Origin of the sequence: Paraflavitalea devenefica, from assembly GCF_011759375.1 — a bacterium.
In the GTDB taxonomy this organism is placed as follows: Bacteria; Bacteroidota; Bacteroidia; order Chitinophagales; family Chitinophagaceae; genus Paraflavitalea; species Paraflavitalea devenefica.
In genome coordinates, this window is sequence record NZ_JAARML010000001.1 from 1505140 (window position 1) to 1519675 (window position 14536).

Below are 14536 nucleotides of genomic sequence, written 5' to 3' on the forward strand. Positions count from 1 at the left end.
ACAGGAAATTGAATCAATGGGTTAAGATTGTAATAATTCAATGATCACCGCTGCATTTTTTTCCTGTAACACCTGGTGACCGGTTGGAATTATCCGCAACGTACAGAAAGATTCAATACCATGGCGGAATTTTTCTCCCCGCTCATGGCGGATAATGCGGTCGTACCGGCCATAGAGCAAACGTATGGGAATGCCGTATTGTGTAACAGCTTTTTTAATAATGGGTAGTTCAGGGCTCACAGCACGCATGCAGGTCCACCGGTTGTACAATTCCTCCCGTACCTGTTTGTCATGAATATAATAACGGGTGAACTTGTAAATGCTCTGGTTGATAAGCCCTATTGCATTACCGGCCTTTAATAAACCCATAAACCATTGTGGGTGATGCATGGTAAAACGGAACAGGCGGTTACCGATCATAGTACGGGTGGCCAAACGGTACCAAAAGTTAACCTTTAATCCGTCGGGCGCCATTAAGATCACTTTGTCGGTTTGTGCCGGTATCTTTTCCAGCAGGGCCAGTGCTGCTCTTCCACCCATGCTAAATCCGGCAATAGATAGCCGGCCATTATATCCATGTTGCCCGCAAATACTGTTAATAATAGCCAGCAGGTCATCCGTTGAAAAATGGAGCCCTTCATTCCATTGTGTATCGCCATGAAAGGGAAGGTCAATGGCCAGCAGCCGGTAGCCAGGCGGTAAATGTTTTTCCAGGAAGTGAAAACTCTTTTCCGATTCACCATAGCCATGCAGGCACAGCAGCAGCTTTTCTCCGCTGCCGCCATAGCTGTAAGTAATCCGGGAAGACTGGTAAGTAATAAAAGCAGTTTGCATGTATAATACAGACTGCGATAAAACTACAACATTATTATCAGTAAGCAGGAAGCAGTATGCTGTTGTTATTTGCTGAATGGTCGTATAAGGGATTGGCCATCCTGGCCGCTTATACGTATAAAATAAGCGCCTGCTATCAGGTGAGTAACAGGTATCATTACAATGCCCGTTCCATTGGGTATAGTGCGTTTGAGCCGTTGCAACACAATTCCTGTATTGTTGATGAGCTCAATAGCAACCGGCTGCGTCCTTGCTGCCATCATCTCCAGTTGAAGTGTTTTACCGGCGGGGACAGGGTACAGTTTCTTTATTGTCAATACCGGTAATGTGTTTTTGACAGTGGCCATTTTTGAGTAATACATGCGCTCCCGCTCCCGGATAGCAAGCCGGTAATAACTGGTGCCCGGCAGCGGCGTCTCGTCTGTAAACGTATAGGAATGATTACCTGCCTGTTTTTGGACGGGTATTTGTTGCAGCGATTCAAAGCCTTGCCCGTTATGACTGCGCTGTATCGTAAATGCTCCATCCGGGTCATCATGTGTCGCCGTCCATTTTATCATTACCTTTTTATCCTGTAAAGCTGCTGTGAATTGATGTAGCTTAATGGGCAGGGCAATGCCAAATACATTTTTGGCTTGTACCCTTTCAAATAAGATACGGTGGCCGGTATTGTTAAAGTGAATATCATCAACAGCCGACTTATAAGCGGGTAGGATCGTACTGTCTGCCGGGTTGTACATGCCGTCATAAAAATTGATGGTATTGCTAACTCCAAAACGGTTAATGATAGAGTCTTTAATATCGGCCAGCTTCCGTTTAACGGCCGAAGTATTAAAGGCCGCATCGCCACGTGGTTGGGTAGTGGCAATATAGCATTTGTTGCCAAGCCTGGTGGCCGAGTCATAGATGGTTTGCAGGCAGGTCATGATCTCTGCAATAGTAAATGTATTGTAACCATTGGTAGGATAGTTGACAATCACAACGCCGTTCTCTGGTATGGCCATGCCGGCCAGCAGGCTTACGGCCATGGTGACATTGTAGCCGGGTTGAGGTCCCGGGCTGCCTGAGGGTGGCGAATAGCTGGTAGGCATTCCCTGATAGCAGGTGTATCCGCCCACGCCGAGGTTATGTACCACACTGGCTATACCTTGCTGCGTTACATAATAATGCCTGAAGCGGCCTACCCAGGAACTGTCCAATGGAAAACTGCCCGTGCCCCCGGCAGTGGAAGAGCCGATCGCTACCATTCGCATATTTTGTGAGAAACTCATGGTACAGCTACAGCCGCACAGCAAAAAAAGATAAAGATGTTTCATGTAGACCGGTTTAGGTCAGACAGTATAAATGCACATAGTGGTACAAACAGGTAGGATTAGCGGTACAAAACGGGTACGATCAACAAAGAGGGTGGGAAAACGAAGCTAATGCAATTGGTTTGAATGTTAAATAACCAGCACTAGGATTTATTTGTTAAATAACTTGCCGGAGATGGGGAAATTCCGTAAGTTTGGATAGTTGTATAAACAACTATATGTCAAACAACCAATTCAGGAAAGGAGAACTCTATAGCTTTATTACAGGTAAGGCCTCCACAGCCATCGCGAGGCGGCTGCAGAAAAAGTTTAATACAGCCGGCCTGAATGTGACCATTGAGCAATGGAGTGTATTGTATCACCTGTGGAAACAGGATGGCATTAGTCAGCAGGAATTATGCAATGCTACTTTCCGCGACAAGCCCAGCATAACCCGGCTGGTAGATAACCTGGAAAAATTACAACTGGTAAAAAGGGTATCATCCGATGCAGACCGCCGTATGAACCTGATCTTCCTTACCAAGCAGGCGCAAAAGCTGCAGGAACAAAGCATGGAACTGGCAGAAGAAACATTGAATGAAGCCTTGCAGGGCGTGCCGCCGGAGCGGATTGAAGTGTGTAAGGAAGTGTTACAGATCGTGTATGACAATTTAAAATAGCCATCCATTAACAACGATTGACTATTCATCTATTAAAACGTTTTTATGAGCAGCGCAACACAACAGAACACCAGCCTGAAGGGCGGCGAATGGCTGATCAAAGAAAGTTCCGCTTTTGATACCTTTATCCCCGAGGATTTTAATGAGGAGCAGCAGATGGTAAAAGACATGTGTGTGTCTTTTCTGGATGCGGAGATATTGCCCATCATTGACCGCATTGATAAACTGGAGCCAGGGCTGATGCCTTCGCTGGTGGCCAAAGCAGGGGAGCAGGGTTTACTGGGCGCTTCAATCCCGGAAGCCTATGGCGGTCTGGGTAAGGATTTTATCACCTCTACCCTGGTAAATGAGGGTTTGGGAGGTGGTTTCTCTTTCTCTGTTGCCGTGGCTGCTCATACCGGTATCGGCACCCTACCGATCCTATACTTTGGTACAGAAGCCCAGAAGCAAAAATATATTCCCAAGCTGGCCACCGGTGAGTGGAAAGGCGCTTATGGCCTTACGGAACCGGATAGTGGCAGTGACGCGCTGGGGGCCAAAACTACGGCCAAATTGAGCGCTGATGGCAAATATTACCTGCTGAACGGGCAGAAATGCTGGATCACCAATGGTGGCTTTGCCGATGTCTACACTGTATTTGCCAAGGTTGACGGTGATAAGTTTACCGGCTTTATCGTGGAAAGAAGCTTTGAAGGGTTTACACAAGGACAGGAAGAACACAAAATGGGTATTAAAGGTTCCTCTACTGTTCAGTTGTATTTCCAGGACTGTAAAGTGCCTGTTGAAAATGTATTGGGTGAGATCGGCAAAGGACACATTATCGCTTTTAACATCCTCAACATTGGCCGTTTAAAGCTCTGTGCTGCTGCATTGGGCGGCGCCAAAAGGGCTGCTACTACTTCTATTCAATATGCCAACACACGTGAGCAGTTTAAAACGCCTATTGCCAACTTTGGCGCTATTAAGCACAAGCTGGCCGAAATGGCTATTAAGATGTGGGTGGCGGAAAGTGCTTTATATCGTACCTCCAAATGGATTGATGATAAAGAACAGGAATTGCTTGGTGCCGGCAAACCCTTCAATGAGTCCTTGCTGGGCGCTGCGGAAGAATATGCTATTGAGTGCGCCATGCTGAAAGTATTTGGTAGTGAGATGCTGGACTTTGTGGTAGATGAAGGCGTACAGGTGCATGGCGGTAATGGATTCAGCGATGAGTATATTATCTCAAAGGGGTACCGCGACAGCCGCATCAACCGCATCTATGAAGGCACCAACGAGATCAACCGCCTGCTTACCGTGGATATGGTGCTGAAACGTGCCATGAAGGGGCGCCTGGACCTGATGGGCCCTGCGATGGCAGTGCAGAAAGAGCTCATGAGCATTCCCGATTTTAGCAGCGGGGAAGAAGAAGCCTTTGCCAAAGAGAAGAAGGCGATTGCCAATTTTAAAAAGGCCATCCTTATGACAGCAGGCGCCGCCGTACAAAAGCTGATGATGAAGCTGGAGAGTGAACAGGAAGTACTCATGAATATTGCTGATATGGCCATTGAAACCTTCAATGCAGAAAGTGCTTTGCTGAGGGCCATTAAGCTGGTGGAACGTAAAGGAGAAGCTGCCTGCCAGTTTGAACTGGATATCATGCGCACTTACCTGTATGATGCAGCGGACAAGATCAATAAATACGGCAAGGATGCCATCAATGCCTTTGCAGAAGGTGATGAACAACGCATGATGTTGCTGGGCATAAAACGCTTTACCAAGGTGGATGTGTTCAATGCCAAAGAAGCCCGTCGCAGGATTGCCGCAAAACTCATTAGCGATAATAAATATTCATTGTAATATGAGCACTACCCGTCGTGAATTTATTGCCAGTACTGGTAAGGCTGCTGTTGCCGGAGGATTGTTTACATTAGCGGAAAATAATACTTCCGACATGGCCGAAAATAAGTTCATCCACCACGTATATTTCTGGTTAAAGAATCCCGATAGTAAAGAAGACAAGGCGAAGCTGGTAGCAGGGCTGAAAAAATTGGCTACTGTAAAAACCATCAAATGGTTCCACATCGGTCAGCCGGCCGATACCAACCGGGAAGTGATTGACAGAAGCTATGCCGTTTCCTGGTGCCTGATGTTCGACAATGATGCCGATCAGGCGAGCTACCAGACCGATCCTATCCACCTGAAGTTTATAGAAGAGTGTTCTTCTTTGTGGAATAAAGTTGTAGTGTATGACTCAGTAGATGCCAAATGAGGGGCTACCTATTAATTGAAAAGTCTTTCACACCGGGCGAAGAAACCTTTGTGGAAAGTCCATCCAGCGAAAACAACTTTGCGGTTGTTTTTGAAGATGATGGGGATACAGGATACTTCTATGCGCTTGAACTGGCGCCCGACACCGGTGGCCAACGTATCCTGGATGCCTTGCATATTTATAATGTGGAAGAAGTGACAGGAACAGAAAAGCCCTGGGCCCTTAAAATAATCTGGTCGAGGGATTGGCTCAAGTGTGCGCTGGTCATTAATGCACATTGCCATGCTGTCTTTGATTTTGAAAACCAGGGAGGGTACAACCTTAATGAGTTTCCGCCGCCCAATACTATCTGGACAAAAGGCGACAGGAAGCTAACGAATGCACTGATCGCTGATATCTTTAAATAAGAAGACCTGACAGGTTTCGTTTGTTACGAAAAAAGAAACCTGTCAGGTCTTATATATTAGTTATTTCAAACCCGCTGTTGCGGCTTCATCTACAAACCAATGCAATTCACCGGAGGCAGGTTGTATGATCTGCGAGGGATACTGATCTACATTGCGTTCTCCTTTCAGCACCTGTTGTAGGGCATGTGCTTTATTACTGCCAAATGTAAGAAAGGCCACCTTACGGGCGCGGTTCACCACAGGTGCTGTGAGTGTAATACGGTACATCTCCTGAGGCGCCAGGTAATAAGCTGTTACCCATGCCTTTGTTTCGTGAATAACGGGGGTATGAGGAAAGAGCGATAGTGTATGGCCATCATCACCCATGCCATTCAGTACCAGGTCGAACGTAGCGCCTTCGGCGGGAAAATACTGATACAGTATCTGTTCGTAATCGGCGGCTGATGCTTCCGGCGTTATACCGTCTGTTTTCATGATATGCACCTGCTCTTTTACCACGGGTACATGGTTCAGTAATTGCTCAAAGGTCATCCGGGCATTATTACGGCTATCTGTAAATGGCACAGCCCGCTCATCGCCCCAGAAAATATGCAGTTTACTCCAGTCGATCCTTTCCCGGTAAGGGGTGGCAGCCAGCAGTTCATATAGTAATTTAGGAGAATTACCTCCTGTCAGCACCCAGGTAAAACGGTCCTGCGTTTGTAAGGTGGTTTCAATATGGCTGGTGATCCACTCTGCCAGCGCATGGCTTAACGCCGTAGGTTCTTGATGAAGATGAAGCTGCATGGGTAATAATGAATAATCAATAATAAATAATCACTTTTCCGGTTACTTCGTTCCAACCTCCGACTTCGTATTTACCTGCTTTTGTATCGGCAGATTAACCCAGTTATGGCCATCGCGGGCAATCAATGCTTCTGCATCTTCAGGGCCCCAGTTATCCGGTGCATAGTTGGGGAAATCTACCGGCGGCCTGGCTTCCCAGGTTTCAAGGATCGGCATGATGATCTTCCAGGCAGCTTCTACCTGGTCGGAACGCATGAATAAAGTAGCATTGCCTTCCATGACGTCCAGCAACAGCGTTTCGTATGCTTCCGGTTCTTCCTCATCATACGCATCTTTATAGCTGAAGATCATATCCACCGGATTCAGGGTCATAGACTGGCCCGGGCGCTTGGCCTGGAAGCGCAGGCGGATGTCCATTTCCGGTTGAATACTGATCGTAAGTCTGTTGGGGCGCCATGTTTCTGCCGCTTCCGGGGGGAATGCATAGTAAGGGGCCGGACGGAATTGTATGGTGATAATGGTTGACTTCTGGTGCATGCGTTTGCCGGTGCGCACATAAAAAGGCACATCCTGCCAGCGCCAGTTGTCAATATAGAACTTAACGGCTGCAAAAGTATCTACCGGAGAGCCGGGCGCCACATTCTTTTCCTGGCGGTAGCCCGGTACATTCTTGCCTTTCATCCAGCCTTCAGAATACTGTCCGCGTACAGCGTGGGCATGTACATCTTCATTCGTGATGCGGCGAATGGCATTCAGCACATCTACTTTCTTATTACGGATCTCATCTGCTTCAAAAGAAACAGGCGCTTCCATGGCAATCATACACATTAGTTGCAGGATATGGTTCTGCACCATATCGCGCAGTGCGCCGGAGCTTTCATAATAGTCGCCACGGCCTTCCACGCCTACGGTTTCTGCTGCCGTGATCTGTACATGCTCAATATAATTCCTGTTCCAGATGGGTTCAAACAGGGCATTGGCAAAGCGCAGGGCCAATATGTTCTGTACAGTTTCTTTTCCGAGATAGTGGTCTATCCGGTAGATCTGTTTTTCATCGAACATAGAACTCAATAACTGGTTCAGCTCATGCGCGCTCTTAAGGTCATGGCCAAAAGGTTTCTCTACTACAATGCGTGTACACTTCGTATCGGAACATATATTGAGCGGGCCCAGCTTGCTGGCAATGTCCGGCACCAGTTGCGGGGCAACGGCCATATAGAAAATAACATTGGGATGCTCGCCAAATTCCTTTTCCTTTTCTTTTACGATCTCTGCAATCTTCTGGTAATCCGCTTCATTGGAGGCGTCCATTTGCAGGTAAGATACATTTTGTGAAAAGGTGGTCCACTTGCCATTCTGCTCACCCTTGCGGCGGGAAAACTGCTGAATGCCATCCAGCAAATGTTTACGATAGTCTTCATTCGTGTAGGGTCTTCTGCCAATACCCACGATGCTGAATTTATCGGGCATCCAGTTATCAATAAACAGGTTGTATAAGGCGGGGGATAATTTGCGGTGATTCAGGTCGCCGCTGCCACCAAAAATGAACAACAGGGATGCTGGTGGACGTTTGTGATTTTGCATATATGTTAGTTTGCGCCGGACTATTTATTCCAGATTGTGTGAAATGTTCCTGGCTGGTCAATGCGTTGATAAGTGTGCGCGCCGAAATAATCACGTTGCGCCTGAACAAGGTTAATGGGCAACTGGCTGCTGCGGTAAGCATCAAAATAGCTCAATGCCGTTAACAGGTTGGCGGCTGCATAATTGTTTTGTATGGCAGTGGCCGCTACTGTGCGCAGGTTTTGTTCTTTTCCCTGCAGCAGTTTGGCGATCTGCTCATCTAATAACAAATTTTCGAGCTGTGGGTTTTGTGTATAGATCTTTGTAAACAAGTCGAGCAGGGAGGAACGGATAATACATCCGCCGCGCCATACACTTACCACTTTCGGCATGGGGATCTGCATATCCAGTTCGGTGGAGGCTTTGTGCAACAGGGCAAGTCCCTGTGCATAACTGATTAATACACCAAAGAATAAGGCATCATGTACCTGCTGAATAAAGGCTTCTTTGGGGGTACTGATCTTGCCGGCCTGTGTTTTATACAGGGCTGCTGCTTTTACCCTTTCTTCTTTAATAGAAGAAATGTTGCGCATCGTAACCGACATGTCGATGGTTGGAATAGGTACGCCAATTTCCATGGCATCCTGGGAAGTCCATTTACCGGTCCCTTTGGCGCCTGCTTTATCAAGAATTACATCAATCAGTCGTTGGGAGGTTTTATCGTCGGGTTGCAGGAAAATATCAGCCGTGATCTCTACGAGGAATGATTGCAGGTCGCCTTTATTCCAGGTATCAAATACCTTGTGCAGCTCATCATTGCTCAGGCCCGCGCCACGGTGAAGCAGGTCATAGCACTCACTGATCAGTTGCATAATGGCATATTCAATACCATTGTGCACCATCTTCACATAATGGCCGGCAGCGCCTTTGCCCAAATGGGCCACGCAGGGCTCGCCATTCACTTTGGCCGATATGGCTTCCAGCATGGGTTGTACATGCGGATACGCTTCCTGGTCGCCTCCGGGCATAATGCTGGGGCCTGTGCGGGCGCCCTGTTCACCACCGGAAACACCCACACCCATAAAATGGATGCCTTTTCCCTGGCAATAAGTAACGCGGCGTAAAGTATCTGTATAGTGTGAGTTACCGCCATCAATAATAATATCGCCTTTCTGTACCAGGGGCAGCAGGCTTTCAATAACATCATCTACGGGTTTGCCGGCAGGTACCAGCATCATAATGCGTCGTGGGGAAGATAACTGGCTAACCATTTCTTCCAGTGTTACCACACCTTTTACCGTGGTGCCCGGAGTGGCTGCCGCCTCAAAAGCAGTTGTTTTCTGGTTGTCTTTATCAAATCCGATGACCTTGAATCCGTGATCCGCCATATTCAGTAACAGGTTCCTGCCCATTACTCCCAGGCCGATCATGCCGAAGTCGAACTGTTGTGCCGCCATGTGATAATTATAAATGAGGAACAAAATTAGGTAGTGGGGGCGGTAACAAAAAAAAGAACTGTTGGCTATTTTATATGTTAACGTGCATGTTTTTGCTTAATTAACAACAAAAGCCTGTCTGTATAAGACAAAACAGGCTTTTGTTATCAATTCGTTGAATAAGTTATTTTTTGGCGGGCGCACCATTTTCAGGATGCTCCTTGCCATGGTGGCAGGTCATACAGGATACAGGTGCAACAGAACTGCTGTCACTTTGTTTATAGTGAAAATATTTTTTGTTCAGTTTGGTTGTCATCCGCACCATATCCCGGGCTATCTCTTTTTCCGGCTTATCATCACTGGCGAAATCCATTTTCCTGGGATCGTCTTTGCGGGGGGCGTGACAAAAATTGCAGCGTACACCCAAGGCCGCTTTCCATTCATCCATGATCTTGTCCAGGTCATCATGACTGATGTTTTTGGGCAACACCTTCAGGTTCTTGTGGGTTGATTTGGGCGGTTTGCTGGCAGCAATACCTGCCAATACGAGCGCCACTAACATAAACAGTACAGTCATCTTCTTGTTAAACAGCATAGTAATGGAGATTTTTTAATGGATGAATATAGAAAAAATTTACAATTCTCTGACATTTGACGACAGATTAAAAGATGACTTGTCTTAACAAAGGATTATTATAGAACCGATTTTTTGAACTTAAAACGCCGTATCTTTGCGCCGTCAATTTGAGGTTTAGCATTTAGTAAGTGAACGATATAGTCTGCTACGCATGCTCTGCTAATAGTTAGTTAGTCTTTCTTTACGCTGCTTTTTTCTCAGATCATTATAAATTTTAATCAGTTTTTTGTTATGAACATTTATGTTTCAAATTTAAGTTTCAACGTTACCGATGAAGACCTGCAGGATTTTTTTGCTGATTACGGCGAAGTATCTTCTGCGAAAGTAATTACCGACAAATTCACCAACAAAAGCCGTGGATTTGGTTTTGTAGAAATGCCTGATGATGAAGCTGCCCGCAAGGCAATTGCTGAGCTGGATGGTGGTATTGTAGAAGGCCGTGCTATCAAAGTAACTGAAGCTCGTCCCCGTGAAGAGCGCAGTGGTGGAAATGACCGTCGTTCTTTCTCCCGTAGCAACAACCGTTACTAATCGGTGCGACTGTACAATAAATTGGAGCCCTCCCCTAAAAGGAGGGCTTTTTTTATGCTTACAGGTTTTATGTAATTTCAGGCCTATGAATCTGATAGGCAATCTCATCTGGCTTATTTTGGGCGGTCTTTGTGCTGCCCTCGGTTACGTTATTGGTGGTTTTGTGCTTTGCATCACTGTTGTGGGTATCCCCTGGGGGCTGCAATGCTTTAAACTGGCCGGCGTAGTACTATGGCCATTTGGTAAACAGATCGTCCCCAAGCCGGGCGGTACCGGCTGCCTTTCCCTCTTCTGTAACATCATCTGGCTGCTTTGCGGAGGCTTGTATACCGCCTTCATTCACCTGGTGTTTGCGCTCCTGCTTTTTATCACCATCATCGGCATTCCCTTTGCCCGTCAGCACCTTAAACTAATGGAGCTTTCTTTCATGCCTTTCAGCCGGAATGTGATCGGGTGACCTCATCTTTCACAACATTTTAATCTTTAGGGTTTTTGTCAAACATAAGAAAAAACCTAACCTTGCGTTATTGCCCATAGAAAGCCTCGCTATTGTCTTCGTTGATTGTTAAAGCAGTTTAAGCATACGGACGCGGCAGGGCGACTGAAAGTAGCAGAAATCAGCCATTATTTAACCGCGAACAATCAACCCGATGCAAAGACCTCGTCTTTTTTGGAGTTTTTTTATTTTTATAGGTATGCTGGCCGTGGTATTCACAGGTTGCCAGAATTCCCCAACACCCGCTGGCAACACGCCGTCAGATTCTCTGTCCAAAGCGGCCGTCACACCTCCTCCCGTTTCCCAACGAAAGTTTGGCTTACCAGTTGATTCCTTTACCGTTATAGAAAAAACCATTGAGCGCAATGAGTTCCTGGCCAATATACTGGAACTGTACCAGGTAAATGAGCCCACCATCGCCCTGCTGGCGGTGAAATCAAAAGGGGTTTTTGATATCCGCAATATAAGGGCGGGCAATCAATACACGGTGTTTTGTACCAAAGACACGCTCCAAAAGGCGCTTTATTTTGTATACCAACCCAATGCTATTGACTATGTGGTGTATGACCTGCGGGATTCCATCAGCATTTATACCGGCAAAAGGGCCGTTACTACCCGCACACTCACCGCATCAGGCAAGATTGAAGGCTCTTTGTATGAAACCTTCAAAAAGGCCGGCGCCGATCCCGGCCTCGCCATGAAGCTGGCCGATATTTACGCCTGGTCTATAGATTTCTATTCTATTCATGAAGGCGATTGGTTCAAAGTAGTCTATGAGCAACAATACATCAAAGATGAACCAGTAGAGCTGGGAACTATTCGTTCGGCCGTTTTCTCCCACGACAACGAACCTTTTTATGCTTTTTACTTTCAGTCAGATAGTACACAGCCCGGCGAATATTATGATGAGCAGGGTAAGACCCTCCGCCGCTTCTTCCTGAAGGCGCCGCTGAAATTCAGTCATATTACGTCCCGCTTTACCATGCGCCGCTTTCATCCGGTACAAAAGCGCTGGAAGGCACACCTGGGCACTGATTATGCCGCCCATACCGGTACCCCCATCATTGCTACCGGCAATGGCGTAGTTATCGAATCACAGTTCTCCCGCTTCAATGGCAATTATGTGAAGATCCGGCACAACAATACCTATACCACCCAATACCTGCACATGAGCAGGAGGGCCGTCAAAAGGGGACAGCATGTGCGGCAGGGGCAGGTGATCGGTTATGTAGGCAGTACAGGCCTGGCCACTGGTCCCCATGTATGTTACCGCTTCTGGAAGAACAACAAACAGGTAGATCCCCTGCGGCAGAAATTCCCTTCTGCCGAACCCATCTCCCAGTCGGCCTTGCCTGTATTCGATCAATACAAACAGGCCCAGCGCCAGCAACTGGAAACCATTAAAATAGAGGAGATCCGGTAAGCCGGTGTTAGCTATTTAATCCACCGCTCAAAATACTCCCAGGTGCGCAGCAACTGGTCTATGCGCTGCCGGTTATCGCCACTGCGGGTAATCTCATGTGTGGCATTGGGATGGCGCACATATTCCACCGGTCTGCCCAGGGCTTTCAGGCTATGGTACAGCATTTCGCTTTGTACAAAGCCCGTGCGCCGGTCATTATCGCCATGGAAAATAATATAAGGGGTAGTAATGTTTTGGACATAATTGATCGGTGATTCTCTTTCCAGGATGGCCTTGGTTTCAGGCTGCCAGGGGTATCCGCCAAAATAATTGGGCACCAGCCGCCAGGCATTTCCTTCGCCAAAGAAAGTAGCCAGGTCATACACGCCGCGTTGTGAGCAGGCGGCTTTAAAGCGCTTATCATGGGAGATGATCCAGGCTACGAGGTAGCCCGCATACGATCCGCCGGTGACAACGAGTTTCGAGGTATCGGCCCATCCTTCCGCCACTGCCTTGTCCAGGGAAGTAAGCACGTCACTCGCAGGGCCTGCTCCCCAGTCATTAATATTGCCGCGCAGGAAGTCGAGGCCGTAACCACCACTGCCGCGCGGATTACAGTATACCACACCATATCCCTTGCTACAGAAGTATTGAAACTCATGCCACATGCTGGATTCGCCCGGGCCCCACATGGCAGAAGGACCGCCATGGATCTCCAATACCACCGGGTATTTTTTGCCGGGCTCATAATTCGCAGGCTTCATCATCCAGTACTCTACTACCATGCCCTTGCTGTTTGTAAAGGTTTTCTTTTCGGGGAAAGAGAGCTTTTTGGTGTTCACCCAGTCATTAAAATGGCCGATCTTTTTAGCCTGTTGGGCAGTGGCATCTGCGAGGTATAATGCAAAAGGATTGGCTGCCTCTGTTTTTACAAATACCAGCTTATTGTTCTCTATATCAAAGCTGCTGATGCCGCTGTTGTAATCTGTCAACTGCTCCACCTTTTTGGTTTTAACATCGGCCCGGTACAGAGGCGAGCCTCCATTGCTGGGTGCGGTGAAATACACGTATTTCTCATCAGTGCTCCAGGTGAGGGCTCCTTTGCTGCGGTCAAAAGGAATATCAATAACGTCTTTGGCAGTGCCATTCACCGGCATGATGGCCAGTGTGGCCACACTTACAAAAGAAGTACTGCCATATTGGAAGGCCAGCCATTTACCGGAAGGAGAAATGCGGGGACCGGAGTAGACCTTGCCTTCTTCACCCAACAGCATACGGAAATTGGTCCCGTTGGTGTTCACCATAAAGAGCTGGCTTTCCAGTGAGCGGTCGGGGTGTTGCAGGGAGTCAACATCACCGGCCAGTAGAACCTGTTTGCCGTCAGGCGTAAAGGATGCGTTGTTAAAGCGGTAAAACCCTTTCGTAATGGGTACGGGCGTAGCGCCGGGAACAGCGTTCACCACATAATAATGGGTAAAGCTCATGTCGGATGAGATATTTGTCTCGTCAAGGAAATTGAGTTTATTGAAAACCCTTGCTTTACGGTCGGCAGCATTGTTGTCGAGATAAGCCCTTACTTCTTCGAGAGAGCCATCAGGATCAGCTTTGGCAGCAGAAGCCTGTAATTGCTCATTCTTATCAAAGCCGGGCTTCTCGGCCGGCCATTTGGGCGCCTGTTTACCGGGATTCAGTGCTGTATCATTCAACAGGTCTTTAAAAGGCACACTGGCAGCAAATAAGAGTTGCTTTCCATCGGGGCTCCAGGCAGGTGAGGAGGCGCCATACTTGAATTTCGTCAGTTGAACCGCTTCGCCGCCATCCAGTGACAGGATAAATAGTTGGGACTTACCATCGGCGGCGCGTACGAAAGCCAGTTGTTTGCCGTCCGGGCTCCAGGCGGCCTGGGAGGCATTTTCTTTGGTGGTCAGTTGCCTGGGGACAGCAGAGCCATCGGTAGGCGTTATCCAGAGCTGATTCGTGTATTTATAATCCGTTTTGCTATCGCCGTCGGGTTCAATGCTGGTAATACTAAAAGCGGCTTTGCTGCCATCGCGGGTAAGGGTAACGCCACCCAGTGACTTGATTTTTAACAAATCAGTCACCTTCACGGGTTCTTTACCTTGCCGGGCATGGGTAAGCAGGATGAACAGCATAAGGATAACGGTAAAGGCTATTTTCATCATGTGTACATTTTGGAGCAATGAATGTACGAATTCATCAT

Annotated in this window: 14 protein-coding genes; 7 read left to right on the forward strand and 7 right to left on the reverse strand. The window is 47.5% G+C overall.

The genetic code is table 11. The features are described 5' to 3' along the window. Positions 1 to 21 precede the first annotated feature (21 nt). Positions 22 to 834, reverse strand: a complete 813-nt coding sequence (locus tag HB364_RS06105; RefSeq protein WP_167286981.1) for an alpha/beta fold hydrolase — start codon at positions 832 to 834, stop codon at positions 22 to 24. A gap of 65 nt (positions 835 to 899) precedes the next feature. Continuing rightward, positions 900 to 2150, reverse strand: coding sequence for a T9SS type A sorting domain-containing protein (locus tag HB364_RS06110; RefSeq protein ID WP_167286982.1), 1251 nt, complete (start codon positions 2148 to 2150; stop codon positions 900 to 902). Between the two features lie 215 nt (positions 2151 to 2365). Between HB364_RS06110 and HB364_RS06115 the strand changes: the two genes are divergently transcribed. Genes HB364_RS06115 through HB364_RS06130 form a run of 4 tightly spaced genes read left to right on the forward strand, consistent with a single transcriptional unit; the run spans position 2366 to position 5464 of the window. Continuing rightward, positions 2366 to 2806, forward strand: a complete 441-nt coding sequence (locus HB364_RS06115) for a MarR family winged helix-turn-helix transcriptional regulator (protein WP_167286983.1) — start codon at positions 2366 to 2368, stop codon at positions 2804 to 2806. Positions 2807 to 2851: 45 nt separating this feature from the next. Further along, positions 2852 to 4645 (forward strand): acyl-CoA dehydrogenase family protein, encoded by a 1794-nt coding sequence (locus HB364_RS06120; RefSeq protein WP_167286984.1) that lies wholly within the window; start codon positions 2852 to 2854, stop codon positions 4643 to 4645. A gap of 1 nt (position 4646) precedes the next feature. Next, positions 4647 to 5057: a Dabb family protein gene (locus HB364_RS06125; protein WP_167286985.1), complete on the forward strand. Its 411-nt coding sequence runs from the start codon at positions 4647 to 4649 to the stop codon at positions 5055 to 5057. Beyond that, positions 5054 to 5464 (forward strand): DUF2251 domain-containing protein, encoded by a 411-nt coding sequence (locus HB364_RS06130; protein WP_167286986.1) that lies wholly within the window; start codon positions 5054 to 5056, stop codon positions 5462 to 5464. The genes HB364_RS06125 and HB364_RS06130 overlap by 4 nt, the downstream gene beginning before the upstream one ends. A 60-nt stretch (positions 5465 to 5524) precedes the next feature. On the opposite strand, the gene pgl is transcribed toward HB364_RS06130, so the two are convergent. The 4 genes from pgl to HB364_RS06150 form a co-directional block, all read right to left on the reverse strand. Beyond that, positions 5525 to 6250, reverse strand: a complete 726-nt coding sequence (pgl, locus tag HB364_RS06135) for a 6-phosphogluconolactonase (protein WP_167286987.1) — start codon at positions 6248 to 6250, stop codon at positions 5525 to 5527. Positions 6251 to 6292: 42 nt separating this feature from the next. Further along, entirely contained in the window at positions 6293 to 7834 is a 1542-nt protein-coding gene (zwf, locus tag HB364_RS06140) for a glucose-6-phosphate dehydrogenase (protein WP_167286988.1), read from the reverse strand. Between the two features lie 20 nt (positions 7835 to 7854). Continuing rightward, entirely contained in the window at positions 7855 to 9270 is a 1416-nt protein-coding gene (gndA, locus tag HB364_RS06145; protein WP_167286989.1) for an NADP-dependent phosphogluconate dehydrogenase, read from the reverse strand. A gap of 163 nt (positions 9271 to 9433) precedes the next feature. Next, the gene (locus HB364_RS06150) at positions 9434 to 9844 is read right to left on the reverse strand and encodes a c-type cytochrome (RefSeq protein WP_167286990.1); all 411 of its coding nucleotides are present in this window, start codon (positions 9842 to 9844) and stop codon (positions 9434 to 9436) included. Between the two features lie 273 nt (positions 9845 to 10117). On the opposite strand from HB364_RS06150, the gene HB364_RS06155 reads away from it, so the two are divergent. From HB364_RS06155 to HB364_RS06165, 3 genes are all read left to right on the forward strand, one after another. Next, on the forward strand, positions 10118 to 10417 hold the full coding sequence (locus tag HB364_RS06155) for an RNA recognition motif domain-containing protein (RefSeq protein ID WP_167286991.1): 300 nt from the start codon (positions 10118 to 10120) through the stop codon (positions 10415 to 10417). 85 nt (positions 10418 to 10502) lie between these two features. Next, positions 10503 to 10874: a YccF domain-containing protein gene (locus HB364_RS06160; RefSeq protein WP_167286992.1), complete on the forward strand. Its 372-nt coding sequence runs from the start codon at positions 10503 to 10505 to the stop codon at positions 10872 to 10874. Between the two features lie 193 nt (positions 10875 to 11067). Continuing rightward, entirely contained in the window at positions 11068 to 12336 is a 1269-nt protein-coding gene (locus tag HB364_RS06165) for a M23 family metallopeptidase (RefSeq protein WP_246228337.1), read from the forward strand. 11 nt (positions 12337 to 12347) lie between these two features. Here HB364_RS06165 and HB364_RS06170 read toward each other — a convergent pair whose 3' ends face one another. Next, positions 12348 to 14498, reverse strand: coding sequence for a S9 family peptidase (locus tag HB364_RS06170; protein WP_167286993.1), 2151 nt, complete (start codon positions 14496 to 14498; stop codon positions 12348 to 12350). Positions 14499 to 14536 lie beyond the last annotated feature (38 nt).

Coding starts and splice junctions, on each gene's coding strand:
- HB364_RS06170 (WP_167286993.1), bottom strand. CDS start 14,498: ATGATGAAAATAGCCTTTACCGTTATCCTTATGCTGTTCATCCTGCTT.
- HB364_RS06150 (WP_167286990.1), bottom strand. CDS start 9,844: ATGCTGTTTAACAAGAAGATGACTGTACTGTTTATGTTAGTGGCGCTC.
- pgl (WP_167286987.1), bottom strand. CDS start 6,250: ATGCAGCTTCATCTTCATCAAGAACCTACGGCGTTAAGCCATGCGCTG.
- HB364_RS06130 (WP_167286986.1), top strand. CDS start 5,054: ATGAGGGGCTACCTATTAATTGAAAAGTCTTTCACACCGGGCGAAGAA.
- HB364_RS06165 (WP_246228337.1), top strand. CDS start 11,068: ATGCAAAGACCTCGTCTTTTTTGGAGTTTTTTTATTTTTATAGGTATG.
- HB364_RS06125 (WP_167286985.1), top strand. CDS start 4,647: ATGAGCACTACCCGTCGTGAATTTATTGCCAGTACTGGTAAGGCTGCT.
- gndA (WP_167286989.1), bottom strand. CDS start 9,270: ATGGCGGCACAACAGTTCGACTTCGGCATGATCGGCCTGGGAGTAATG.
- HB364_RS06105 (WP_167286981.1), bottom strand. CDS start 834: ATGCAAACTGCTTTTATTACTTACCAGTCTTCCCGGATTACTTACAGC.
- HB364_RS06160 (WP_167286992.1), top strand. CDS start 10,503: ATGAATCTGATAGGCAATCTCATCTGGCTTATTTTGGGCGGTCTTTGT.
- HB364_RS06115 (WP_167286983.1), top strand. CDS start 2,366: ATGTCAAACAACCAATTCAGGAAAGGAGAACTCTATAGCTTTATTACA.
- HB364_RS06120 (WP_167286984.1), top strand. CDS start 2,852: ATGAGCAGCGCAACACAACAGAACACCAGCCTGAAGGGCGGCGAATGG.
- HB364_RS06110 (WP_167286982.1), bottom strand. CDS start 2,150: ATGAAACATCTTTATCTTTTTTTGCTGTGCGGCTGTAGCTGTACCATG.
- HB364_RS06155 (WP_167286991.1), top strand. CDS start 10,118: ATGAACATTTATGTTTCAAATTTAAGTTTCAACGTTACCGATGAAGAC.
- zwf (WP_167286988.1), bottom strand. CDS start 7,834: ATGCAAAATCACAAACGTCCACCAGCATCCCTGTTGTTCATTTTTGGT.